The 25,333-nt window shown below is 40.3% G+C and carries 22 protein-coding genes; 13 read left to right on the plus strand and 9 right to left on the minus strand.

Features of this window, described 5'->3' with window-relative positions; translation table 11 throughout:
• Window positions 1-102 precede the first annotated feature (102 nt).
• The gene (locus tag FKG96_RS24555) at window positions 103-987 is read right to left on the minus strand and encodes an inositol oxygenase family protein (RefSeq protein WP_130857993.1); all 885 of its coding nucleotides are present in this window, start codon (window positions 985-987) and stop codon (window positions 103-105) included.
• A 272-nt stretch (window positions 988-1,259) separates the two neighbouring features.
• Here FKG96_RS24555 and FKG96_RS24560 point away from each other — a divergent pair, with 272 nt between their 5' ends.
• From FKG96_RS24560 to FKG96_RS24570, 3 genes are all read left to right on the plus strand, one after another.
• Entirely contained in the window at window positions 1,260-2,279 is a 1,020-nt protein-coding gene (locus FKG96_RS24560) for a LacI family DNA-binding transcriptional regulator (RefSeq protein ID WP_130857992.1), read from the plus strand.
• A gap of 446 nt (window positions 2,280-2,725) precedes the next feature.
• Window positions 2,726-3,238: a DUF2480 family protein gene (locus tag FKG96_RS24565; protein WP_013663516.1), complete on the plus strand. Its 513-nt coding sequence runs from the start codon at window positions 2,726-2,728 to the stop codon at window positions 3,236-3,238.
• A gap of 2 nt (window positions 3,239-3,240) precedes the next feature.
• Complete coding sequence (locus FKG96_RS24570) at window positions 3,241-3,798, plus strand: NADPH-dependent FMN reductase (protein ID WP_130857991.1); 558 nt, start codon at window positions 3,241-3,243, stop codon at window positions 3,796-3,798.
• A gap of 60 nt (window positions 3,799-3,858) precedes the next feature.
• On the opposite strand, the gene FKG96_RS24575 is transcribed toward FKG96_RS24570, so the two are convergent.
• Together FKG96_RS24575 and FKG96_RS24580 are read right to left on the minus strand one after the other, a co-directional pair.
• On the minus strand, window positions 3,859-5,487 hold the full coding sequence (locus FKG96_RS24575; RefSeq protein ID WP_130857990.1) for a carboxylesterase/lipase family protein: 1,629 nt from the start codon (window positions 5,485-5,487) through the stop codon (window positions 3,859-3,861).
• Between the two features lie 164 nt (window positions 5,488-5,651).
• Window positions 5,652-9,263 carry a PAS domain S-box protein gene (locus FKG96_RS24580; protein ID WP_130857989.1) on the minus strand — a complete coding sequence of 1,204 codons (3,612 nt, stop codon included), beginning with the start codon at window positions 9,261-9,263 and terminating at the stop codon, window positions 5,652-5,654.
• Between the two features lie 373 nt (window positions 9,264-9,636).
• On the opposite strand from FKG96_RS24580, the gene FKG96_RS24585 reads away from it, so the two are divergent.
• The 4 genes from FKG96_RS24585 to FKG96_RS24600 all read left to right on the plus strand — a co-directional run bounded on the left by FKG96_RS24585 (window position 9,637) and on the right by FKG96_RS24600 (window position 13,467).
• Window positions 9,637-11,085 carry a sodium:alanine symporter family protein gene (locus tag FKG96_RS24585; protein ID WP_130857988.1) on the plus strand — a complete coding sequence of 483 codons (1,449 nt, stop codon included), beginning with the start codon at window positions 9,637-9,639 and terminating at the stop codon, window positions 11,083-11,085.
• Window positions 11,086-11,179: 94 nt separating this feature from the next.
• The gene (locus FKG96_RS24590) at window positions 11,180-12,349 is read left to right on the plus strand and encodes an MFS transporter (protein ID WP_130857987.1); all 1,170 of its coding nucleotides are present in this window, start codon (window positions 11,180-11,182) and stop codon (window positions 12,347-12,349) included.
• A gap of 110 nt (window positions 12,350-12,459) precedes the next feature.
• The gene (locus FKG96_RS24595) at window positions 12,460-12,990 is read left to right on the plus strand and encodes a YfiT family bacillithiol transferase (RefSeq protein WP_130857986.1); all 531 of its coding nucleotides are present in this window, start codon (window positions 12,460-12,462) and stop codon (window positions 12,988-12,990) included.
• A gap of 54 nt (window positions 12,991-13,044) precedes the next feature.
• Window positions 13,045-13,467: a secondary thiamine-phosphate synthase enzyme YjbQ gene (locus FKG96_RS24600; protein WP_130857985.1), complete on the plus strand. Its 423-nt coding sequence runs from the start codon at window positions 13,045-13,047 to the stop codon at window positions 13,465-13,467.
• Here FKG96_RS24600 and FKG96_RS24605 read toward each other — a convergent pair.
• Window positions 13,441-15,114 carry a right-handed parallel beta-helix repeat-containing protein gene (locus FKG96_RS24605; protein ID WP_013663524.1) on the minus strand — a complete coding sequence of 558 codons (1,674 nt, stop codon included), beginning with the start codon at window positions 15,112-15,114 and terminating at the stop codon, window positions 13,441-13,443. The genes FKG96_RS24600 and FKG96_RS24605 overlap by 27 nt on opposite strands.
• 294 nt (window positions 15,115-15,408) lie before the next feature.
• Entirely contained in the window at window positions 15,409-16,590 is a 1,182-nt protein-coding gene (locus FKG96_RS24610; RefSeq protein ID WP_130857984.1) for a hypothetical protein, read from the minus strand.
• Between the two features lie 211 nt (window positions 16,591-16,801).
• Between FKG96_RS24610 and FKG96_RS24615 the strand changes: the two genes are divergently transcribed.
• Both FKG96_RS24615 and FKG96_RS24620 read left to right on the plus strand, forming a co-directional pair.
• Complete coding sequence (locus tag FKG96_RS24615; RefSeq protein WP_130857983.1) at window positions 16,802-17,263, plus strand: DUF4268 domain-containing protein; 462 nt, start codon at window positions 16,802-16,804, stop codon at window positions 17,261-17,263.
• 241 nt (window positions 17,264-17,504) lie between these two features.
• Window positions 17,505-18,938, plus strand: a complete 1,434-nt coding sequence (locus tag FKG96_RS24620) for a Gfo/Idh/MocA family oxidoreductase (RefSeq protein WP_130857982.1) — start codon at window positions 17,505-17,507, stop codon at window positions 18,936-18,938.
• A gap of 66 nt (window positions 18,939-19,004) precedes the next feature.
• Here the strand turns inward: FKG96_RS24620 and FKG96_RS24625 are convergent, their stop codons facing one another.
• Entirely contained in the window at window positions 19,005-19,607 is a 603-nt protein-coding gene (locus tag FKG96_RS24625) for a DinB family protein (RefSeq protein ID WP_130857981.1), read from the minus strand.
• Between the two features lie 378 nt (window positions 19,608-19,985).
• Here FKG96_RS24625 and FKG96_RS24630 point away from each other — a divergent pair, with 378 nt between their 5' ends.
• Window positions 19,986-20,972, plus strand: coding sequence for a GlxA family transcriptional regulator (locus FKG96_RS24630; RefSeq protein ID WP_130857980.1), 987 nt, complete (start codon window positions 19,986-19,988; stop codon window positions 20,970-20,972).
• 168 nt (window positions 20,973-21,140) lie between these two features.
• Here FKG96_RS24630 and FKG96_RS24640 read toward each other — a convergent pair whose 3' ends face one another.
• From FKG96_RS24640 to FKG96_RS24650, 3 genes are all read right to left on the minus strand, one after another.
• Window positions 21,141-21,722, minus strand: coding sequence for a helix-turn-helix domain-containing protein (locus FKG96_RS24640; RefSeq protein ID WP_013663531.1), 582 nt, complete (start codon window positions 21,720-21,722; stop codon window positions 21,141-21,143).
• Between the two features lie 106 nt (window positions 21,723-21,828).
• Window positions 21,829-22,257, minus strand: a complete 429-nt coding sequence (locus FKG96_RS24645) for a hypothetical protein (RefSeq protein ID WP_130857978.1) — start codon at window positions 22,255-22,257, stop codon at window positions 21,829-21,831.
• A gap of 160 nt (window positions 22,258-22,417) precedes the next feature.
• Window positions 22,418-23,293, minus strand: a complete 876-nt coding sequence (locus FKG96_RS24650; protein ID WP_130857977.1) for a DUF808 domain-containing protein — start codon at window positions 23,291-23,293, stop codon at window positions 22,418-22,420.
• Window positions 23,294-23,903: 610 nt separating this feature from the next.
• On the opposite strand from FKG96_RS24650, the gene FKG96_RS24655 reads away from it, so the two are divergent.
• From FKG96_RS24655 to FKG96_RS27140, 3 genes are read left to right on the plus strand one after another with little or no spacing between them, the layout of a single operon-like run.
• Window positions 23,904-24,284: a metalloregulator ArsR/SmtB family transcription factor gene (locus tag FKG96_RS24655; RefSeq protein ID WP_013663533.1), complete on the plus strand. Its 381-nt coding sequence runs from the start codon at window positions 23,904-23,906 to the stop codon at window positions 24,282-24,284.
• Window positions 24,281-24,889: a mercuric transport protein MerTP gene (gene merTP / locus FKG96_RS24660; protein WP_013663534.1), complete on the plus strand. Its 609-nt coding sequence runs from the start codon at window positions 24,281-24,283 to the stop codon at window positions 24,887-24,889. Before FKG96_RS24655 ends, merTP begins: the two co-directional genes overlap by 4 nt.
• Window positions 24,879-25,103: a GDCCVxC domain-containing (seleno)protein gene (locus FKG96_RS27140; RefSeq protein WP_130858023.1), complete on the plus strand. Its 225-nt coding sequence runs from the start codon at window positions 24,879-24,881 to the stop codon at window positions 25,101-25,103. The genes merTP and FKG96_RS27140 overlap by 11 nt, the downstream gene beginning before the upstream one ends.
• Window positions 25,104-25,333: the final 230 nt, after the last annotated feature.

Below are 25,333 nucleotides of genomic sequence, written 5' to 3' on the forward strand. Positions count from 1 at the left end.
GACGGTCATTTTTGTCTCTTCACTATTGTCAAAGACAAACATATAGAAATTGGATTGATATTACAATGATGGCGCTGCCATAATTATCGCACAACAGCTAATTTATAACTTCAGCTTTGGAGGCAAATACTTGGCTACCAGGTCTTCATAATAGGGTTTTAGTTCCTTCCAATTAGGGGGTACCGGACTTTTGGAATATAAATCGTACGGATTAAATAAGTTAACCCAATAGAACATCTCCTGATCATGTTTATTCAGCAAGTGATCATAGGCATGCTCTCGATGCTGTGCATAGAATGAATGATAACGTAACATGTACAAAGCGCTTTCGGGCAAATAGTCTTTCATCATCTGATAGATGTATTCGTCATGTCCCCAGGAGAGTTGCACCTGATCTAACCCACAATTGGGTTCGTAAATACCATATTTGGTATTAAACGTCTCGTTTTGAGAATCGGGGTTATATTTAAAAAACTCCGAATAGACAATTTTATCCGAAAAAGCGCAACCTACCGGAAATGTATCACCGACAACAGCCCATTGTGGCTCGCCGAATAGACAGAGTACTTTTCCCAAATCGTGAAAGAGCCCCGTTAGCACCATCCAATCGGGATGGCCATCTGCTCGAATCGCTTCCGAAGTCTGCAACAGATGTTGAAACTGATCCAAATCGGTATCGGGATCTGAATCGTCTACCAATTGATTTAAGAAATCAAAGGCTTCCCATATCGGCATCTCCTTTTTGTTGAATTGCAAGAATTCCTTCTTTTTGTTTTCAACAAACTCAAAAGTTTGATACGTATGATTTAACCGATAAAATTCTTTCACACTATCGCGAGCCGGTTCTTCGTAATTTCGATATTCCTCTTTTGTCTTTGCTGTAGCGATCGTGTCGGGATCGGGGTAACGACGCAGCAGATCATCCTCCCAATGTTCTAAATCTGTAAGTGGGTTATGATTAACCATTGAATTCGTTTGATTGTTCATAATATTAGTTGTTAGCTGTTTGTTATTGGTTACTCGTTATTAGTTGCTTGTTATTGGTTATTCGTTGTTGGTTATTGACTATTAGCCATTGTCGTTGATATTAAGCAAAGTCCTTACCAAAGAGCAACTTTATATCTCAACTATTTTGCTATTAAACTACTCAACGACGCATCGTTTACCCAAATTTGCAATATTTCCTTTAGGATAAATCGCTTTTGATTAGATATATTTACTTAATCGTTTACGTAAAACCAATTATATAAAGCATAGATATGGCAACCATCGGGATGAAGGAACTGGCAAGGGAACTGAAATTATCAACTGCAACGGTTTCTAAAGCACTTCGCGATAGCTATGACATCAGTGAGGAAACAAAACAACGGGTTTTAAAACTAGCTCGCGAGTGGAATTATATTCCGAATGCCCACGCCAGTAGCTTACGGGGCAAAAAAAGTAAAACTATTGCTGTTGTTATCCCCGAAGTGGCCGATAGTTATTTCGCACAAGCTATTAATGGTGTAGAGACAGTAGCCCAAAAGGAAGGCTTTCATGTACTGGTTTATTTAACCCACGAACAAGTTGAAAAAGAAAATCTCATTTTAAAAGAGCTTTTAAACGGGCGTGTCGATGGTATTCTTATTTCAGTAACGAGTCAAAGTCAGGATGTGACCGCTGTAAACAAACTCAAACAAGCGGGCATTCCCGTAGTATTTTTTGACCGTGTTTTAGAGGGCGTTGGTGATGGACAAATTATCACGAATGATTTTGAAGCAAGTTATAAATTAACAGCACATTTAATAGAACAGGATTGTAAAAACATCGCCTTTCTTCTTTTCTCTGAGTCACTGAATATTAGCACGCAACGCATGAATGGCTATAAAAGCGCGCTTCATCAATACGCCCTTAGTCTACAAGACAAAAATCTCTTAATATGTACAAATCAAGATGAGGAAAACCGAAAAGCCATCCATCAACTGCTACAGGCAGAGAGTCGTCCTGACGCTATTATTGCCTCTGTTGAAAAACTCATTCTCCCTACTTATTTGGCCTGCGCTGAACGCAACCTAGTTATTCCCAACGATATAAAAGTAGCCGCCTTTTCTAATTTGATGCATGCAAGCATCCTTAATCCGGCCATCACGACCATTACTCAACCCGCTTTTGAAATGGGAAAAGTAGCTGCGGAATTGCTATTGAAGGCATTAAAAGGAAAGCCTATCGATCAGGACGAGTCCAAAATAGTGCTACCTTCTATCTTGGAAATCCGAACTTCTTCCAAGTTGTTTTTGTAGCTGGAATTCAGCATTCACAGGAGGGATAATTTTTTTTAAAAAAAAGTATACTATTTTAGTAGACTTTTTATATATTTGTTCCGTATTCAATTTGTCTTCTCTTCTCATATATATTAGGTTTTATAATTGGTTAGCTCAGCGTATCTGCCCATCGGATGCGCTGATTTTTTAAAACCGTAACGAACCACTTAGGCGTAATCTAAAGTTATTTGATCTTTCTTGTAACGGTTAATAGAGCAGTGATAGCTACGTCATCCCAAAGCAATAAACAAAGAAATCACTTTGTTTATTGCTTTGAGAACTTAACTTTGCGGTAAATACCCTTATTAAAGAGGGTGTTCTCAAATAAACTGGTACGCCATGAAGACGATAGAAAATAATGCTTTTTACTTTTATTGGGTTACGTTGCAAATCATGTATGCCAATATGAAATAATTGTAAGATTTATGAACAGCATAGAGAATGTAGCCAATAAAATACAAACATTGGATATTAAATCAATGAATTTAATGGACTATAAACCGACCGTCAAATTCAAAGATTTTGATCTAGCTCCTTACCTTTATAAAGGCTTAATTCTTAAAGAAAAAGAGTTTAAGGAAAACATGGAACGTGTTGACTGGTCGGTTTATAAGGGTACAGCGGTATCTCTGTTCTGTGCTATTGACGCAATTATCCCACAATGGGTTTACATGTATATAGCCGCTAAGCTGAGCAGTTTCACCGATCTCATTTCCTGCAAACATCAACGTGAGTACCTGATGGATTTATGGATAGAAGAAATAAAGAAGAATGATTTTGAATATCTCAGGGGTCAAAAAGTAGTTTTAAAAGCCAATCCCCAAATTCCGGAAGCTATTTATATTGGTGCCACCAACATTTTGCTTACTTACCGTGTTAAAGCTTTAATGTATGGTGAAATCGGCATGCCCAAAGTTGTATTCAAACAAATTGATTAAACATGAATGTGTTAATATTTAACGGAGCCCTGGAAAAACGGAACACGGGTACTTCCAAAACCATCAGTAATTACTTTCACAACCGGCTAACGGATGCAGGAGCTGTGGTCACGGAATTTAATCTTGCTGATGCCGGCATTCCTTTTTTTGATCTCAGTCTTGTCAACATACCACAATCGGTGAAAATCATGACAGGTATTTTCACGGAGGCCGATGCCCATATTTGGCTGACTCCTTTATATCATGGCGGTATGACCGGTATTATGAAAAATTGCTTGGATTGGCTGGAAATAAGCAGTAAAGCAAATCCACCATATCTCACCAACAAAACAGTCGGACTGGTATGCTGGGCTAGCGGTGGCCACGCCATGCAGGGTATTAATGCGATGGATGCAGTTGCCAAGTCGCTTCGCGCTTGGACACTGCCCTATACGATCCCCGTTGTACGAAACGATCTTTTCCATACTGATGGAAACTTACACCCGCTATATAAAGAAAAATTTAATCTGATGAGCCGCTTATTATTGGAATCGTCACATAGTATTTCTGCCCGCCCGTAAGTGGCGGGAGATCACGACATGCAAATACGTTAGTGGATCTCGCATAAACTCGTTAAAATACTATTTCATAGTAGCCAATTTTTCCAACAGTAAGTAACGATCTCGGTGTTTTTCTTTTATCGCTTCGGAAAACGTATCGACGTGCATAATGGTTGCAGCGTTGCCCTGCTGGATAGCCGGCCAGGCAGGCACCCCTAAACCATTTGGATCGCCGGATTTAATAAAATTAGCAAAATAAGCCTGCAATACCGCTGATACTTTATAATCGTCGGCTTGCCAGTCGTAAACCCTATTGGTTGGCAAATTGCCTAGTGCGTATTCTATTTCAGCAGAATGCACCGCTCCTTTTGACAGTGGTATCCGCTGTTTTTTTGCCTCTCCCCCTTTTATCACCCCGCCGGCCAAACCAGCTACCGCGTCGCCCATTTCCGCGCGCATTGCCGGCCTGGGTCTTGCATAAAGATAGCGATATACCGGGTTTTCTCCTGTTTGGCTGTGTAAATCTGACCAACGCCAAGTGCCGTAGGCAATAAATTGATCGCCCGCAAAATCAGTTGCTACCCGCTCTACATCCTCATCCGTATCTATCTTATAAACAGCAAGCAAGGCTTCGGCATCTTCTCCGAATCGCTCTCTAACAACTTTTGTGAAGTTCTCCCTAGTTGGCTGCAAACTCCCTAGCAAGGCCCGATAGTTCATTTCTTCCGAATTCCATCCCACTAATAGAGGCACCTTAGCCTGTTCTCCGTCCTTGAAAACATCCGCCGGATTTTTTTGGAATAAATAACCATCGATGTTCACACCAAAATTTGCATCCGGACGAGCAGTCGCTTCTAATAGCTTATCCACCGAAAGTGCTCGTAAAGCCTCTAATGACGGAGCGCCTATTGCTGATGCAAAGGCTATACCTTTCTTTTCAGATTCAGCTAGAGTAGGTAAAGGTCGGTTGCCAAGCAGCGAACCGCTTTCACCGATTGCTGCTCGAAAGAGCCCTTTTGATAAAGGTGAAGCCATTTGAGCACTGACTGAAAAAGACCCTGCGGACTCACCCGCGATCGTTACCTTATTCGGATCGCCGCCAAAAGCAGCTATATTCGCTTGTACCCATTTTAAGGCCGCATATTGGTCCAGTAAACCGTAATTTCCTGAAGCCTTAAAAGGAGACTCTTTACTTAGCTCAGGATGGGAAAAGAACCCGAATATATTTAAACGATAATTAACAGTGACTGCCACAATACCTTGCCGAGCCATGCTTTCCCCGTCATACCGCGGTTCTGAACCATCGCCTGCCATCAATCCGCCGCCATAGAAATATACCAATACCGGCAGTTTCTCCTGAAAAGTTTTCGTAGGCGTCCATACATTTAAGTAAAGACAGTCCTCACTCATGCCATTTGATCGGAAATTCATGTCACCGAATATTGGGCGTTGCATGGCACGTGGGCCGAATTTATCGGCTTTCCTTACACCTTGCCATTTTTTCACGGGCTGTGGTTCACGCCAACGTAAAGGACCTATGGGAGGGGCTGCAAAAGGAATCCCTTTGAAAACATAAACTCCCGACTCATTAACGCCTTCCAACACACCGTCTCTAGTGCTGACTTGCAACTCTTGTGCATTCAATCTATCTTCGACAAGCACACCGGCGATACTGAAAATTAACATAAAAGTAAATGCTAAAAGCTTCATGGCAATATTGATCAGTTTGTAGGAGTGCAATTTAGTTAATATATGCTAAAGCTCAAACGAAAAATCGCAGCTACCAGCCCTTCAAGCTTAATGTACCTAACAGCTAACCCCTAATCGTCCATACTCCTAGTCTAAGCTTTGCTCGAAACCATAAATAAAAGTTCTTATAAAAGGTAGCTCAATACATAGTGAATTTCTTGCTTTAGCTTGTTAATCATTGTTTGAATTTGCTGCAATGTTAAGTCGCCCGTTTCTATTTCATACGCAATTTTATGCATTGCGGAAAAGCCCAACATAAGTGCTGTAGCTCGAATTTTATGCGCAGTATGCTTTATTGCATTAATATCGGCCTGATTATAAAAGGAGTCTACCTCCACTATAGATTCTCGAAGCGCCTGTTTCGCGACTTCGATGATTTCAACAGCGTCTTCTATTTTTACATTTAATACTTTCGACAAACGCTCGCCAAGATTCGCCAGGTTTTCCGGCTTCTGCTCAACACACGTTATCAGTTGTTTTTGTTCCTCTGTCAGCCACCTTTCTACAATGCTTCGGAGGGTATCTTGTAAAACAGGTTTACTTAAATAGTCATTCATTCCGATAGCTAAACATTTTTCCTTTTCGCCGTTTAAAATACCGGCAGTTAAGGCAATAATGGGCACCTCCCTTCCATCATTTAATGATCGTATGCCCGTGGTCAGATCAAAACCATTCATCTTAGGCATTTGCAAATCGGTGATGACAAGATGCGGTTTAAACTTTTTAAACAACTCCAAAGCTTTCTGCCCATCACCGGCCTCTAAAAGTTTTGCGTGCGGAATAATATTATTAAAATAAGACTTTAGCAAAAGCATGTTAGTTGAATTGTCTTCAACCAATAAAATGGTAACATCGCATAACAACTGGCTGTCCGACGCGGTAAAAGAAGACCTTTCAGCTTCCGAAGGCTGGTCAGTGTCTACCAAGGTCAACAACAAATCGAAATAGAAAGTACTACCGGTTCCGGTTTCACTTCTCAATTTCAGTTGGCTTCCCATTAAGGAAAGTATCCTGTTGGAGATGGTTAATCCTAGGCCAGTTCCACCAAATCGTTTAATAATGGATGAATTTTCCTGCACAAAGGCTTCAAATATTTTCTCACGGTTCTCTTCCGCTATTCCTATTCCCGTATCGGTAACGGAAAAACGGATAATCACTTCTTTCGCTGAAAGATGTTGTTCTACTTGAATATCCAAGTCAACACTTCCTCTTTCCGTAAATTTCAGTGCATTGCTCAATAGATTAAAGAGCACTTGACGCAACCGTTGACCATCGGACAAAACCAACGGGGGTAGCTCGGGAGATAATATCAGATTAAAGTCGAGTCCCTTTTTATTTGCTTGATATTTTAATATTTCAACAACCTGCTTTGCCAGCTTAATGAGATCGACCGATTCGAGCACTAAATCAAGCTTTCCCGACTCAATTTTAGAAAGGTCCAGGAGATCATTTATCAAATCGAGCAAAGATTGTCCGGACTGAAACACCGCTCGCATATATTCTTTTTGTGCTTCACCCAAAGGACTCTTTAATAACAAGTCGGTAAAGCCAATAATTGCATTCAATGGTGTTCGCATCTCATGGCTCATGTTAGCCAAAAATTCAGACTTAGCATTGTTTGCGATCTCCGCCTGCTCTTTGGCCGCCTTCAATGCCCTTTGCTGCTCTTTTTGTTGAGAAATATCCTGAACGATCGTAAGGATTTTCTTTTCTCCGTTTACGTCTGTAAATGCGACACCGGTAACAGAAACCCAAACCCGCTTTCCATCCTTTCGAAGATACTCCTTTTCATAGTTATCAAAGCGTCCGTTCTTGTGGAGTTGCTTAAGTTGTAGCTTATCTGCTTCGTGATAGGCTCTAGGTGTGATATCCGAAAAAGATAACCGAAGTAACTCGTCTCTCGTATATCCGGTAAACATCGGAATTGCCGGATTCACTTCCTGAAAAATACCAGTCTGATATTCAACAAGCGCAATTCCAATAGGACTATTATCGACAATGCTCTTAAATTTTGCATTTAACGCCCGCAGTTCCCTTTCTGCAATGAAATTTACCGTATCATCTCTACATAAAACGATGATCTTATCTCCTTCGAAGGGGACCACGCGTGCACGATAATACTTTTCCTGCTCATGCAAGATTAAGCTATAAGTAAATTCGACCAATGAATCAGTACGAATAGACTGTTCAATCTTTTCTTCGATTAATAGCCCCAGTTTTGCAGGAAAAATATCTTTAAAGTTTTTACCGAGAAACAGATTTGGTTTGGTATATAAATCCTTTTCATGCGATTTATAATCCAAAAATTCACCATCCCTACTTAAGACAAACAATAAATCCGGAATGCTGGTTATCAGTGAATGCGCATAACTTTCGCTCCGTCGCAAATTTTCTTGTAATTGCTTTTCTTTGGTGTTTTCCAAATGCGTACCATACATCCATAACGGAGCGCCCTTATCATCCCACGACAAGATCTTTCCCTGCACGAGCATCCAAACCGTATGTCCCGCTTTATGTATCATACGCATTTCGCACTGATAGATGTCCGTTTCTCCCGAAAAATACGACTCCATAGCATTCTTCGCCTTATCAAAATCCTCGGGATAAATAAAACGCTGAAAGGCACTCCCTGTTATTGGCTGCACCTCCATCAGCTCATACCCTAAAAACGCCGCCCATTGCTCATTAAATAAAATCTCGTCTGTCTGAACATTCCACTCCCAAGTACCTAGGTTAGCACCCTGCAAGACGTACTTCAAGCGTTGCCGCTCTTTTATCAGATTGTATTCTGTATTTTTTTGCTCATGAATATCTTGTATTAATCCATAGGCACCAATACATTGCCCTCCCTTGTACAGCGGAATTCCAATGAAGCGGATCCATCCTTCCAATCGACGGGATGAAAGAATGGAGAATACCTCATCCATACGTCCCTCTTGATCGCGATTTGATTGTTTGAGCTTCTCAAGAAGATATTGAAAACGTTCCTTCTCCTTTATTAGGCCACAAAACGCATTGACAGACAGTTCATTCTCTTTTAAACCAAAAATTTCTCCTGCAAATTTGCTCAAGTGAATACTATTTTCTCCGAAGTTGATGTCCCATTGACCAATCCGAGCGGCTTCATTTGATTTTTCCAGCATTCTCTTTGTACGATCAAGTGAGCTCAATAAATTTCTTTTCCAATGCTCGGCAATGACAGCAATAAAGAAAATACAGATGATCACTCCGACAGTAGATACAAATAAATGTATATCGCGCAAATGCGGTGCAATAAGATTTGGAAAAACATACTCACTTTGAGAAAGAAGCGTAAAAATAGTTAGAATGAAAAGGATTACACCGAACCACCAACGTGTATTTTTCCTATTTCCGAATAATAGTACAAATATCAAGGGAGGTAGGGCAAGCCAAGACGTGATTGGGGAGTTTAATCCGCCGGTAAAATACATTAACGGAACAAGCAGACAAAAAGTAATAATAAAAATCAAAAAATGAATTGCATACTGTATCCGAATCTTTCGTTTCCGTATTAACCATCTAAAGCAAGTGATAAACACTAAGAATACAGCCAAAAAACTGACCAGCAGCACGCTCCTCAATAAACTGAATATAACAAAGTAGGTCGTTGTCAGCAACATGCACAGATCCACCAAACCTGTCAGCATTTGCTCCTTGGAAAGAAAGATTTCCCGCAAACCTAAATTAGTTTTCAACTGCTCAAAAAAACCTTTCATAAATTGGCGCTGCAAATAATCCGTATGTTTTTCTATTAAAGATAATACAATTCATCACATTTTCATCGTGTCAAATTTATTTGATACTTTTTTGATTTCTGTTGTTTCTCTAGCTAGTACTTCCCTAGAGAAAAAGAATGGTTTACACCTGTTTTTAGTTCGATGTTTAAAACTATCCAAAGACTAAGCCGATTGACTGTTATAAATTTGAGCTATACAACTGATGAATCATTTTATTTCTTGAGATAAAGCACGGCTATTCTGATTTTTTTTTTAAACAAACGACATTTTAGAGAGAAAGATTACTAATTGTATCATTTTTTTTCTATCATTACAGCTTTCACAGAATTACTTAACCTTTACGCATAATAAAATGGAGGAAATTGCCAATTACATCAATAATATCATCTGGAGTGACGCTCTAATTGTACTGTGCTTGGGAGCTGGAATTTACTTTTCTTTCAGCACGCGGTTAGTCCAACTAAGATCGATCAAAGAAATGTTACGTTTACTATTTGGCAGTAAATCTTCCGATCAAGGAGTTAGTTCATTTCAAGCTTTTGCCATTGCACTATCGGGGAGGGTTGGTACAGGTAATATTGCAGGTGTAGCTACAGCTATTGCCATGGGTGGTCCGGGAGCTATTTTTTGGATGTGGGCTATCGCTTTTTTAGGCTCTGCTTCTGCCTATATAGAAGCTACCCTCGGTCAACTTTACAAACGTGAAATCGATGGGCAATATCGCGGTGGCCCGGCCTACTATATTGAAAAGGGTTTGGGCATAAAATGGTATGCCGTACTCTTCGCTATTGCTACCATTTTCAGCACAGCGCTTTTTCTTCCCGGTGTACAGAGCAACAGTATCGTCGTGAGTGCGTTCCACGCTTTTGAAATACCTCAATACCTTACCGGATTGATTGTTGTATCGTTATTAGCACTCATTATATTCGGCGGCGTTAAACGCATTGGAAAAGTAGCTGAGTTCGTAGTACCTTTTATGGCAGGCGCATACATTTTAATGGCCGTAATTATTATAGCATTACATATCAAGCAGGTACCGGATATGTTTATGCTTATCATCCGTTCTGCATTCGGGACAGAGCAAGCTTTCAGCGGCATATTTGGCATGGCGGTTGCCTGGGGTGTAAAGCGAGGGATTTATTCCAACGAAGCTGGCCAAGGCACGGCTCCTCATGCTGCAGCAGCTGCTGAAACGAAGCACCCCGCTACACAAGGTTTGGTGCAAGCTTTTTCTGTGTATGTTGATACTTTGTTCGTTTGCACAGCTACAGCATTCATGATTCTCTTCACAGGAAAATACAATGTAAAGAGTCCGTCGGGAGGCTTCCTAGTCGAAAATCTACCAGGCGTTGAAGAAGGTCCTGCCTTTACACAACAGGCGATTAATGCCCACTTCCCGTCTATGGGTTCAGGATTTGTCGCTGTCTCTCTTTTGTTTTTTGCCTTCACAACGATCATGGCTTATTATTATATCGCTGAAACAAACCTCAGTTACCTGCTTAAAAGAACTGAAAAAAAATGGATGCTTATGCTATTGCGGGTCCTATTTTTAGCAGCAACCTACTACGGATCGATAAAAACTGCTAAATTGGCCTGGACTTTAGGCGATATCGGCGTAGGACTGATGGCTTGGTTAAATATTATAGCGATCCTTTTATTACGCAAACCTGCACTCAAATTGTTGAAAGATTACGAGGAGCAGCGGAAGAGAACGAAGGAACCCATATTTGACCCGGAGAAGCTGGGAATTGATCGTGTTGATTTTTGGATGTCGAGGAATCAGGGACATGAATCCAAATAGCAATTGTTACGAATAGCACTTGTTTTGTTCCTTAAGCGCTAGGATATGTATCTTTGCAACCTTCACTTATCGAACACAAACGGTATATCAATTAATGGAGCAAAAGCTATACACGCTAAATTTCTGGTTGCTTTGTTCAAGCTCACTTTTGTTTTCGGCGAGTTTCAACATGCTGATACCCGAACTACCATCGTACTTAAGCAGTATAGGAGGAGCAGAATATAAAGGATTAATTATAGCATTATTTACGTTAACGGCAGGGATTTCAAGACCCTTTAGTGGTAAACTCACTGATACAATAGGACGCGTGCCCGTTATGGCGGTAGGCTCAAGCGTTTGCTTTATATGTGGATTTCTTTACCCTATCTTGAGCAGTGTTTCCGGTTTTTTATTCCTACGCTTATTGCATGGCTTTTCCACGGGCTTTAAGCCAACAGCTACAGCAGCCTATGTAGCCGACATCGCTCCTTCTTCGCGATGGGGAGAGGCTCTTGGTATTCACGGGTTATTTTTTAGTACGGGTATGGCCATTGGTCCTGCTATCGGCAGCGCCATTACAGCGAGTTATTCAATAGACACGCTTTTTTACTGCTCCTCTCTCCTGGCCTTTCTTTCCATTGGCATCTTACTTAATTTGAAAGAGACATTAGCAAAAAAACAACGCTTCTCCTCGCAATCAATTAAGATCACAAAAAACGACATCATCGATTTACGTGTGTTTCCAGCAGCTTTTGTGACCTTGCTATCCTATTTTGCTTATGGCACTATACTTACGTTGATTCCGGACTGGAGCGAGTATATCGGCTTAAAAAATAAGGGGTTGTTCTTTATGGTCTTTACCGTTTCTTCTTTACTGATTCGCTTCGTAGCGGGAAAAACATCTGACAGATATGGCAGAACAACGATTATTACGATTGGCCTTATCGTTCTTATTATTTCCTTATCCATCATAGGTTCATTTCAATCGGTACCGGGCTTATTGATCGGTTCGTTTATCTACGGTATTGCAACCGGTTTGTTATCACCGGCAACCAATGCATGGACAGTGGATTTAAGCAACCCGGCTCATCGAGGAAAAGCCATGGCAACCATGTATATAGCGCTCGAAGTAGGGATTGGCATCGGAGCTCTCTGCTCCGGTTGGTTTTATCAAGATCGATTAACGATGATCCCTCGCTTAATCTTCTTAGCAGCGGGAATAGCCGGCCTTGCCTTGCTGTATCTAGTTAAACGGCGTTATAATCAAAGACAAGAGGCTCATTGATGGCCGGTCTTCAACCGAGCGTATGGTAAGCAAAAGATAATGTCATTGTACAATTCAATTTCGTAAATAGCACGCATTTTACCTAAGTTTGTTAAACAACAGCAGAAAAAATGGAGGATCAATTAAAATTTCCCGTCGGCACTTTTCAAAGGCCTGAAATCATTAGTAAAGAACAGATAGCTGATTATATAGACATCATTGAAACTTTTCCGGAACGGCTTGCCGCAGAAGTAATGCAATTGAGTAATGAGCAATTAGACACCCCTTATCGACCAGGGGGATGGACCATAAGACAAGTGGTCCATCATTGCGCTGATAGCCATGTAAACAGCTTCGTGCGCTTTAAACTAAGCCTAACGGAGGATACGCCTGTCATCAAGCCTTATTATGAAGACCGTTGGGCCGAATTAGCGGACGCAAAAAGTCTGGCAATCGAACCTTCTCTGCTTTTATTAAAAGGATTACATAAGCGATGGGTGGTATTATTAAAATCGTTAAAGGCAGACGATCTGAAGCGAACTTTTATCCATCCCCAAAGTGGCAGAACATATGCCTTAGACGAAAACATCGGACTTTATGCATGGCATTGCAACCATCATTTAGCGCATATAACAACCCTTAAGAGCAGAAGAGGCTGGTAGCGTTCACACCGTAGCCAAGAGACGCTCATGGATTAAAAGAAAAATTGTTTCAACATGAAAATATTCCAACAAGAAATACAGATTCCTCGTAAAAGGCGTGGTTTTCATCTTATTACGCCATCGATTATAGAGGCAGTTCCAGGCATTCGGGAATTTCGATCAGGAATGTGCCAGGTATTTATACAGCACACGTCGGCCTCGCTAACTATCAATGAAAATGCTGACCCAACGGTTAGAGGTGATTTTGAAACTTTTTTCAATAAAACCGTACCGGAAAATGATCCGGATTATATGCACGATTATGAAGGCCCGGACGACATGCCGGCGCACTTAAAGGCCTCTATATTGGGCAGTTCAATTTTAATACCAATTCGTCAGGGCGAGTTGGCCCTAGGGACCTGGCAAGGGATTTATTTATGCGAACATCGTGACCACGCAACACCGAGAAACTTAATTATTACCGTCTGGGGTGAATAATTTATGCGTCTCTCCGTCTATAAAAACGGTTCCTTCTCCCTCAAATTCCACGGCCCGCTCTGCCTCTTTCTCACCCAAGTAATAGGTATTGTTACTCAGGGTTAAATCTTTCGGATTGGTCGATATCAAGGTCGATGTCGAACGATTGGAAGTATCAGAAGCAAGAGTATTTTTGATAATTTTCAACTGCTGGGAACCAGCGTCTTTGATGCACACGGTTGAAGAACGTATTTTATTCGCTTCAATAACAACATTCATGGCCTCATTATGCACATACAAAGCGTCACTTTTATTGGCAGATATTTCATTGCCGGATAAAACGGCTCCATTAACTTTCCATAAAGAAATACCTCCTCTAGGAGAACTACTTGATAAAACATTATCTTTAAATATGAGTTGACCACTCATATTTACATTGATATTACCTTTTAGATCGTTCGCTAAAAACACTAAACTATCAACCATAATTCCGTTTGGTATTGCTAAATAACGAATATTATTGGAATCAAGCATCAATTTTTTAGCCTTCAAATCAGACAATAACCGTAAGCCGGCAAAGGTATTTTTATATAAATGGATTTGCCCTTGGCTTCCTACGATTTCAGCAAAATTATCGGCATTGTTGTTAATCACCTGAACTGCATCACAGTCCCGAAGATAAACAGCTGGCCGATTACTCCGATTCGATTTATTATTTCGGACCATGATATTTTTGAGCCCCACCAATGTAGCGATACCAGAACCGTCCCGTGTCTTTTCACCTTTTACCCATCCATTATCATAACTCGTGTTGCCTTCTATAAGGGCCGCTAAATTTATTTGCCTCGATATATCCGGATTATTAATATCGATTGCATCAGCTGCATTAGCAAAAATCAAATTATTTGTAATTTGATACGTATTTTCAAGTCCAACGCTTCCAAAGGCTACCTGAATACCACTCATTCCGTTATGGCTGATCTTATTCCGATTAAGGGTAATGTTCGCACAGCTGTGCAGAAAGACACCGTTCTCGCCATTGTGATGAATACGATTTTCATTGATGGTTACATCGCTACACGTTTGAAGGCGAATGCCGGTACCCCGTTGGTAATAATTGGGACTTTTTCTCGGCATTCCATAATAAGCCAATTCGGCATTTTCTATATTGATATTTTTACTGCGAAACAAATAAATACCGGAAAAAGAATAAAGTTTTGTGGAATCGCCAAAAGCGACCACGTCTTGAATCGTTATGTTCTCAGCATTATCCAAACGAACGGCCTCTCCATAAGTAAATGCGTTGAAGCGAAGGGACAAGCCTTTTACCTTATTACCGTAAAAGAGCGGATGCTCCGAATACTGTTTCCCCATGGTAAAGTTTTCTGCGCTATCTGGCTTGATCTGTTTCAAAGTGCCCAGGGTATGGACACTAACACCACTTTTCAGCTGCAAAGAACGTACATGGTAAATTCGCTTCGCCAACTTTATGGTATCTCCAGGTTTCGCTTTATCTATTAACGATTGTATAAATCTTGTATCATCATCTTCTATTTTTGTTCTTTTTGTCTGTACACTTTTCGTTTTTTTCTTTTCTTGACCTAAACCCGTATGAAAGTTTAACACCATTGATAAAAAAAACAGCGTTACGGCTAATAATCTATTCATGAATTCGCTTTTTATGTAAGTATCTTATCGTGAACGCAATATACTATTATTTTCTATAACTGAGTAATGTAATTATTATTTTAATTTCATACGAAAAAGATTAAACAATGACATTAGCACTACATTTCTAATGGTTTTTTAATACATGCTATCCTTATGCCTAAGCACAGAGGCTACTTCGTTACACGGTTTTGGATTCACAAGCCCGAACGGCTCTAAAAACCTCATTGTCTAAGGCAGGCAGATAAAAAAATGGATTCTGGTCAACAAGTGAGTAAAATATTGACCAAAACATCAATATACCGCAATCCGATGCGTTCGTTGTTTATATGGAATCTTTTCCTTGCTCGCACTTCTTTGAAAACCAATACTTTTTGAGACTTTGACGGGCATGTGGCAATCAATACAGTTATCTTTGGCAAGATGTAACGCCTTTTCATCCAATGACGGATGCTTTATCTTTTGATGGCATTGCAAGCAAGTCTGCGAATAGACAGCCAGGTCAGGGCTTAGGTTAGTGTGTGTCTGATGGCAACTACCACAATCCATATTGCTAAGTTTATAACATTTGCTGGCCATTAACAATTGCTTTTGTTTACCATGAACATCTGGATCTTCGCCGGTATAACTCGTATACTCCGGTAAATTGTTAATCGTATCTCCGGGCTTAAAGAAAAAGGTCGAGTTCAACATTTTCAAATTAGTACCCGAATGGCAAACACCACACATATCGACTTTTTGTGAACGGGATAATTCTTGATATTTGACCATATATTTAGCTTCCTTCTCGTTGGGATGTTCTTGGTGGAATTGCACATGTTCTGCGGCCGGCCCATGGCAACGTTGACAATCGATCCCCGCAATCAATGAATTTTTAAGAAACTCTTCTTCCTGTTGAAAGTTCGCAGAAGCGATAATTTTAGACTGCACAAAGGAGCTATGACACTCCAAGCATCGCGTAATAATAGCCCTACCAAAATATATCTGCTCGGTGGGAAATCCCGGGCTGTTAACCCATTCATGTTCGGGAACGAGGTAATTCAAGGGCATTTGCATCAACTTATTCCCGTACCAAAATGCGAACGTATAGGCGCTTTTGCCCGCACCAAAGACCATGGCTGTTCGCTCTTCTTTCACGTTTTCTCCATTTACGTAAGCTACTTGATATAAACCGTCTGCTCGCTTCTCAACACCTACCTTGGTCTTCTCGTTAAACACGTATACGTTCTCCTCTAGTCCCATGCTATCTGTAGCAGAGGGCGTGTGTAATTCTTTACTGGTATTGAAATGTGCATTATGAAGATAGTTTTGAGCGATATCATTATGACATTGCACACAGCTCGTACGATTGGCATATTTTTTACCACGTACATCACCCGATTCCTGCTCTGTACATTGCACTATGGCAATTAATAGAGACACGCCCAAAAAGAGAATGGCAATAAGCTGTTTGCGGTTCAATTGGCCTGTTAGCATGTTGTTTAGTCTTTATTCCGATGGATTCATCGCTTTGCATTTGCTCGAAACGCTTGGGAAGATACGGATTTCATGGCATATACTGCAAGTCCGGTTTTTGTGATAGCAAGGAAAAACAGAAGCAAGCTGTCAAATAGTCCGATAGTTAGTTCCTAATAACCAATGGAAAACGTATTTTTGCAATCAACAGTAAAGGTTTAATTTTGACATTTTGTATTCTAAAGAAGAAGCCTCTAAATTAAAACAGTCTTTTTGGACCACCTTTGGGCAATACATGGCTTCCGTACCCTCGTCGGAAGGAATGAAGATAAATTGGATCAACTACAAAACGGGTTTTAAGCATCTATATTTTAAAATGGATGCTGGCAAAAAAGAAGCCTATATCGCTATTGAAATCAACCATCCGGATATAGGAATACAGGAACTGTTCTTTGAGCAGTTTAAGGAATTCAAAAAGATACTGGAAGGATACTTGAATGAAACTTGGTCCTGGAAATTGCATACGGAAGACGAGCACGGAAAAATCATAAGCAGAATATACTGCCAAATTGATCCTGTGAGCGTATTTAACCAAGCAGATTGGCCAACCTTGATTTCATTTTTTAAACCGAGAATCATCGCGCTGGACGAGTTTTGGAATATGGTTAAGGATAGTTTTGAGGCACTGAAATAAAATCCCTCGCATGTCTCCTTTAAGCCGTATGTCTACGAAATTCACATAACATAAAGGTTACATTTTAGCTTTTCACATTTGTCTCACAAAAGCTTATCTTTCGAATCGAATTCGCATTGATACCTGGTTGACACTAAATGGTATCAGCTTACTGATAAACTAATACAATAAAAATAGAGTACAGAACCTTTTATGTGTATTTGTTATTAAACGCACAGGAAGGTCTAACCGATTAAAAAACATGAATTCAAAAGACGTTTCAAGAAGGTTATTTCTCAGGAAGGCAATGATGTTATCTGCCGCCGCTGCCGTTGCGCCTACTATCTTACACGCCAATTCTTTCGCCCCAATAAAACGCGCCAAGGCGAGCGAAAGGGTAAATCTAGCCTGTTGCGGCATAGGCAATCGGGGTGGCGAGATCATTCAAGCACTTTATAGCACCGGTTTAGCAAACATGGTTGCACTATGCGACGTTGATATGGGCGCTCCCCATACGCTAAAAACCTTACAACAATTTCCGGACGTGCCGCGCTTTAAGGACTTCCGTGAAATGTTCGATAAAATGGGAGGCCAAATTGAAGCGGTTTCCGTGGGCGTACCCGATTTTTCGCATTTCCCAATATGCATGGAGGCGATGGCTCGCGGTATTCATGTATACGTAGAAAAGCCAATGGCAAGAACATTCAATGAATGCGAGTTACTGATGAAAGCTGCGGATAAATACCCTAAAGTAGTAACACAAATGGGCAACCAAGGCCATTCTGAAGCAAACTATTTCCAGTTTAAGGCTTGGGTTGAAGCCGGTATTATAAAAGATGTAACGGCAATCACAGCGCATATGAATTCTCCGCGCCGTTGGCATGGCTGGGACACGAATATCAGTGCACTGCCGTCTGCCGAACCTATTCCGGAAACGCTAGACTGGGATAAATGGCTTACCACTAGACCTTTTCACAACTACAATCATGATTATGTAAATGGACAGTGGCGTTGCTGGTATGATTTTGGCCTTGGAGCGCTGGGGGACTGGGGGGCACACATTCTGGATACAGCGCACCAGTTTCTAAACCTAGGGCTACCTGAAGAAGTAAACGCCATTAAACTCGAAGGCCATAATGATTTCTTTTTTCCGCAAGCATCAACACTATCTTTCAAATTTCCGAAGCGGAAGAAAATGCCTGCGCTAGAGATTACTTGGTACGATGGTGTAAACAATTTACCTCCCATTCCGGAGGGATACGGTGTTTCGGGATTGGATCCGAATATCCCACCGCCAAGTACAGGAAAAATCGAACCCGCCAAGCTTAATCCCGGTAAAATTATCTATAGTAAGGAACTGACCTTTAAGGGAGGTTCGCACGGGAGCACCTTATCCATTATTCCGGAAGAAAAAGCGAAAGAAATGGCGTCAAAATTACCGGAAGTCCCCATCAGCCCGTCAAACCATTTCAAGAACTTTTTACTGGCCTGTAAAGGGGAAGAACAAACTCGTTCGCCATTCCATATTGCGGGCCCACTAAGTCAAGTACTTTGTTTAGGTGTATTAGCACAACAGCTAAACACGAAATTATTGTTTGATCGTGACAAAAAGGTGATAACCAATAACAAAACCGCGAACGAGCTACTTGTAGGGCCGCCGCCAAGAAAAGGCTGGGAGGATTATTACAAAGTGTAAATTTATGTAGAGGGTGTCTGAGAATTGTTACATATACGAACATAGAAGACACCCTCCCTTCATATATTACTTTTTTGGAAAGGTGCTTGCGCCCTTCACTTCTTCTATCTGTTCAGTGTGTCTTAAACTATGCCCCGCTATATACAAAAGCATCCGGTATGCATCGGCGTATTCTTTGGCGGGTGTAATGGTTAGGTGATTTCGTAAGTCGTCAAGTGGCGTATTCTTAATAAAGTCTAATGTAATTGCACGTTGTTTCTTGAAATCGTCCAACACTTTGGTCAATTGATAGGATTGTTTGTCGGGCTGTAAAGGTTCAGGTGCTTTAAATTTCTGCGTTCTATTCTGCATCATACCAATCACATCACTATCCGTGCCCTTTAATGCTGTACGTTTTTCAGGATTGGCCGGCTGCTTCATCAAATCCTGCACCATACCTAAAAGCATATGTTCTGTTTTGGTAATGTGTTCAAGGCATTGCCCTATAGACCAGCTAGCGGTATCTGCTTTGAAGTTTACTTGTTGTTCGCTTAACCCGGCGACGTCATTAAACAAGCGAGTTTCCGACTGTTTAAAAACAGTCAGCAACGAATCTTTCGCGTTATCCGTTGCTTTTGCCGCCTCTAAGACAAACAGTAAAAAGGCGATCAAAATAATTGATTTTTTCATTGGAGTAATTTGTTTTATGTGTTTAAACTTCCCTACCTACTATCGGTAAATAGGTGCTATCTATTCTTCTCCGCTGAGCGTTGACTCAGATTTATAAGTATATTGTATGGTTTTTAATTTGGCATCTGAGCGTTACTTCAGATCAAAACAGAATAAATAATTTCCACCTCGCGTTTGACCGCCGAAATAACACTTTAATAAGTCAAAGTTATGCAGAATTCATTAAATAACGGAGGTGAAAAACGACAAAATCAGGGTGTGGAATAGACGAATAAGCATATTGCACAAAATAACACAAAGTGGTTGATTGCGACAATATTACCGTTTATATTTGCGTTATTAAGCAAAAACCAATTAGAAAACAAACAATCTTAGGTCATGAAACACATATCGATCCTGATTCCCGAAGGACACACCAGTATCACTAACATTGAAGGCACGCACCAGATTTTCTCAGAAGTAAACGAATGCTTTGTTCGAGTTGGTAGACCCCCTCTTTTCGACATTAAACTGGTTGGGATTAACCCGAATGCCAGCCAACGAAACGGTGTGTATACGATTAAACCGGATCATCTTATAGGAGAGGTAAGCAAAACAGACCTGATCATTATTCCCGCTATGCTGGGTGATCTGGAAAATGCGCTCAAGCTTAATGCGGCCTTTATTCCCTGGGTTGTCAAACAGTACATGCAAGGTGCCGAATTAGCTAGTTTTTGCGTCGGCGCTTTCTTTTTGGCCGCAACGGGTCTATTAGACGGCAAACAATGCGCAACACATTGGCGATTTGCCAACCAGTTTAGACAGCAATATCCGAACGCAAGGCTCGTTGACGATAAAATTATGACCGAAGATCGTGGAATCTATACAAGCGGTGGCGCTTATTCTTATACTAACCTACTCTTATATTTAGTAGAGAAACATGCTGGAAGAGAAATTGCTGTACTGATTGCCAAAACGTTTATGATCGACATTGATCGATATAGTCAATCACCTTTCATTATGTTTAAAGGGCAGAAGGAACATGAAGACGATCTGATTATTAAAGCCCAGGAGTTTATTGAAAAAAATTTCCAGGAAAAAATAACTGTTGATCAACTGGCAGACATGCTTGCTCTCGGACGTAGAAGCTTGGAAAGACGGTTTAAGAAAGCAACCAGCAATACAGTAACAGAATATATACAGCGGGTAAAAATGGAAGCTGCAAAAAAAGAATTGGAAACAAGTAGAAAAACGGTAAGTGAGTTGATGTACGAAATTGGTTATTCCGACACAAAAGCTTTCCGTTCGACCTTTAAAAAAATCACCGGTTTGTCTCCGATTGAATACCGTAATAAATATAACAAGGAATCTATTGTTCTTTCTTAACGAACCAACGTTCGCTAGAAGCAATAGCGTCACCAGCGATTAAGTAGAATGGAGAAGAAATATAAAACGCTGAAACCCTATAAAACACCCTACTCAAACCCGATTACACTGGTAAAAGGAGAAATCGTACGACTAGGAAAAGAGGAAACTGAAGAAAAATCCTCCTCGTTACGCCATATCTTCTTCGAAAAAATAAACCACCAGCATAACCGCCTTATAAGATCCGATGTTTTTGGGGGTATGAGGAATCCTACCGTCGAATAATAGCGAATCTCCTGCACTCAAAAGGACACTTTCCTGTTCGAATTTATATTCGATTTCGCCGGATAAGATATACTTATATTCAAAAGCCAGTGTTTCTACCATTGGTCTTGAAGCATTGGGCTCTAGTTCCAGTAAAACAATATCAACCGTTGAGTTTTTAATATTTCTGGTGAAAATTCGGTGATAGTGAAACCCGATCGCTTCCTCTTTTTCAAAATGGCTATACTCGTCCTTTTTCTTTATCAGAATTGTCTTATTGTTTTTGTTGACACCGATATCCTTAAAAAAAATGTTCAAATCAACATCCAAAGATTTGATGATTTCAATCAACACCATCAAGGAAGGGATGACGCGGTTATTTTCTATTTGCGATATCAGTCCTTTACTTACCGAAGCTCTGTCAGCTAGTTCCTGAACGGTAATTCCTTTATTCTTACGTCGTTCTTTGATTTGATTGCCTATTTGTATTAAAATATCGTCCTTCATTTAGACAGCTTGTTATACTTGATGATGTAATGACTACAAATATATCAGAGCTTCCTGTCTATAACAAATGACAATAAACTATTTAGACTAAAATATTTTTAGCCGATCACCGATTATGTATAGCCGTATTGTGTTGCTTCCGAGCAATCCAAGCACCGGTACTCCAGAGAGGCCATATAATAAGCAGCGGATGTAGGCAAAGACGTAATAACCGTAAAAAATCACTGTTTAAACCAAAAGCGTCCGCATGGGTTAAATACTGCTGGAGGTTCCCCGGAAAAATTAGCAGGAAAAACAAAGCGGTTAACCATCCTATCGGCACTTGTTTTGACACCCAAAACAGCAATGCAATACCAAGCAAAATCTCCACTGCGCCCGATAAATTGACGACTAAATCGGGATCTAATGGTAGCCAGGAAGGTACTTGTGCACGGAATGGGATATGTAACCAAGTGAGGTGTCCGGTACCTGTAAATAACAAAAGCAATCCTAATAACACCCTGAAAAGACGCTGTGTTTTAGTTGTTGAGATCATAATTTAAGAAGGTAAAGGTGAAAAAACAGGTGCATAACTGTTACGCAACCTCAAGACAAATATAAATATTTAGTTGATTATCAACAAGAAATGCCATATAATTCAAAAAAACATGCTATGCAACGAATCCACTTCAATCCAATTGGCTTTATGTATAGGATCAGTGATTGGTGGCTGTTCCGGAAGAAAACATCCTTTTAGCGACCGTAAAAATTCCCACTGCGATTAAGCCTACTGCTAACCCAATTACAAATTCTTTGAGAATGGATGGTATGTTCGGCAAAATATGGTGCAAATATTCAATATTGTGAACAAAGATACCACCTGAAACCAATATAAGGGCGATTGTACCAATCACACTCAAGAACTTGATAACCAAGGGGAGCGACTTAACCAATAAGTGCCCAAGCGTCGACCATAATCCCTTATCATTGGAATACTTGATTAACCTGTACCCCGTGTCATCCATCCTAACAATGAGCGCAACGATGCCATAAACTCCTATGGTTGCCAAAAGAGCTACAACCGAAACGGTTAAAATTTGGATGGTTAGACTTCTATCTAAAACAGCACCTAATGCTATAATTACAATCTCTATTGAAAGAATGAAATCGGTAGTGATGGCGGATTTAATTTTTGCTTTTTCAACATCTCCATTTTTTTCTTCACGTTCCTCAATTACCTCATGTCCCGGCTTCTTTCGATGAAAAAAGTACTCAACTATTTTTTCAGCACCTTCAAATGCTAAATAAATGCCGCCCAACACCAGGAATACTTTTATCGCAATGGGAAAAAACACATTTAAGGTCAATGCAATTGGAACAATAATGAGCTTGTTGATCAAAGAACCTTTCGTAATAGCCCACAGCACCGGTAATTCACGTGTTGAAAGAAAGCCCGTCGCTTTTTCGGCATTGACTGCTAAATCGTCGCCCAATATACCGGCTGTTTTACGCGTTGCTATTTTACTGGTTACCGCAACATCGTCCATCAATGAAGCTATATCATCTAAAATCGCAAAAAAACCTGATGCCATATGTGTTTGTCTATAAAGCTATAAAAATATAAATTAAATTCAATTCTTGGTTAACCAATATTAGGCGCGAGCTACAACTTGCCTCATCTCGCCCATACGCCGAGGATCTTTTCGGACAACCATTCATCATAATGAAAATATGGCGTTCTATTACCTTTAAAAACAAACACCTTTTAATTCTTTCAATTAGAAGAAACAACAAAAAAGGGAAAGATTCGTTTTGAATCTTTCCCTTGTAGACCCTAGGGGAAGAATATCGAACCGTTTTTTGGACGATTTAAGAAAAATTGTGAATTATTAAAGCTGATGGTACTATTTTTATAGAAGGTGGCGGTACTCTATATGACAAATGGGACAGATCGATATCCTAATAAGCAGTATCGTCAAAATAACTTTCACTTAAGTCGTAGTCATATAATCTATTCAATTGACGAGATTTCCTTTCTTCCTGACAATGCAGGTATCACCATGAAAATTAATGATAGATGTTGACAACCGTCGCATCGAAGATTACAAAAGGAATAATTGCATGGGTGTGGTTTAAATTTATGTATTTAAGAATTTGCTTAAATACTAATATTCCATTACCTTTGAAATTCAGATATAGGACATGGAAAGAAAGAACATTTGTATACGCGAGCATGCTAATCCGGAACAGATAAACAGTTGCCGTGAAAAAATTACAGAAAATGAAAAGTCATTTGTACAGCTGTCAGGTATCCTGTCCCTGGCCGGCAATGAAGTAAGATTGAAGATTCTTTACCTGCTTGAAAATGAAAGAGAGCTATGTCCCTGCGACCTGAGCGATATTCTGGGCATGAGTATACCTGCTATCTCACAACATCTACGGAAGATGAAAGATGGAAACGTCATCCAATCGCGTAAAACAGGTCAGACCATCTTCTATTCTCTAAGAGGGGAGCATCTCAAACTATTACGCCCGTTCTTTAAGACCATTAATCAGATCAATTTAAAAACCGAAACAGCATGAGTAAGATAAGAAGCAATAAAGCGCTTATGGGGTCCGGGGTTTTTCTTGCCCTGACATCTTCCCTTTGCTGCATAGTTCCGTTTCTGGCGATTGTGGGAGGAACAATGGGGGCAGTTTCGGCGTTCAGTTGGATTACTGCGATCAGGCCGTATCTGTTATGTGCAACAGCACTGATTTTGGTTTTTGCATTCTACCGTGCGTATAAACCCGAACAGAAAGACGAATGTGGCTGTAAAGAAAAGAGAGGTATGTGGCAATCAAAAACTTTCCTTTGGATTATAACCGCTATTTCCATTTTATTGTCAACCTTTCCCTATTATGCCTCATTTCTTCAGAAAGGCTCCACAAAAGAGGTTGTAATCAATAGTCAAAACATTAGCATGGCGGTGCTTCAGGTACAGGGAATGAGCTGTGCCGCATGTGAGGGCCATATCAACAAGGCTTTGCAGGGAAAGAAAGGTGTGCAGGAAGTTCGCACTTCTTATGACAAAGGTGAATCCATTGTGAAATTTGATAGATTACTGATATCTCCAGCACAGTTGTCAGTCGCAATAGAGAATGAAACCGGTTATAAAGTAAAAAACATAAAGACAGATGATAACTAAAAGCATAATTCTTCAATCCACCATCACATGTCCTTTATGTCAATATACAAAGGAAGAGTCCATGCCCACAGAGGCTTGTCAGTACTTTTACGAATGCGAAAACTGTCACGAACGTTTAAAACCCCTACAAGGGGACTGCTGTGTATTCTGTAGTTACGGGGATGTTAAATGCCCCCCGATACAGGGGAATATATCCTGTTGTTCCAACTCATAAGCCGCTTTTAAGATAAAAACAAAAAAAGTGCCGGACTTTCTGTCCAGAACATATAGTAAATTCATTAAAACCGCTATAAAAAGTGTCGCAATTAAAACCTATAAATTGACTCTTCTTATTCTTTGCACTGGAATATTTTCCGGTAATCGACCGGTTATTCGGCTTGATCTTTCTTACGGGTTTCAAAAATAGTCTTACTTGGTATGCCACAAATTTATATTGAAACAAAT

It is taken from the genome of Olivibacter sp. LS-1 (assembly GCF_008245145.1).
Taxonomy (GTDB): Bacteria; Bacteroidota; Bacteroidia; order Sphingobacteriales; family Sphingobacteriaceae; genus Olivibacter; species Olivibacter oleidegradans.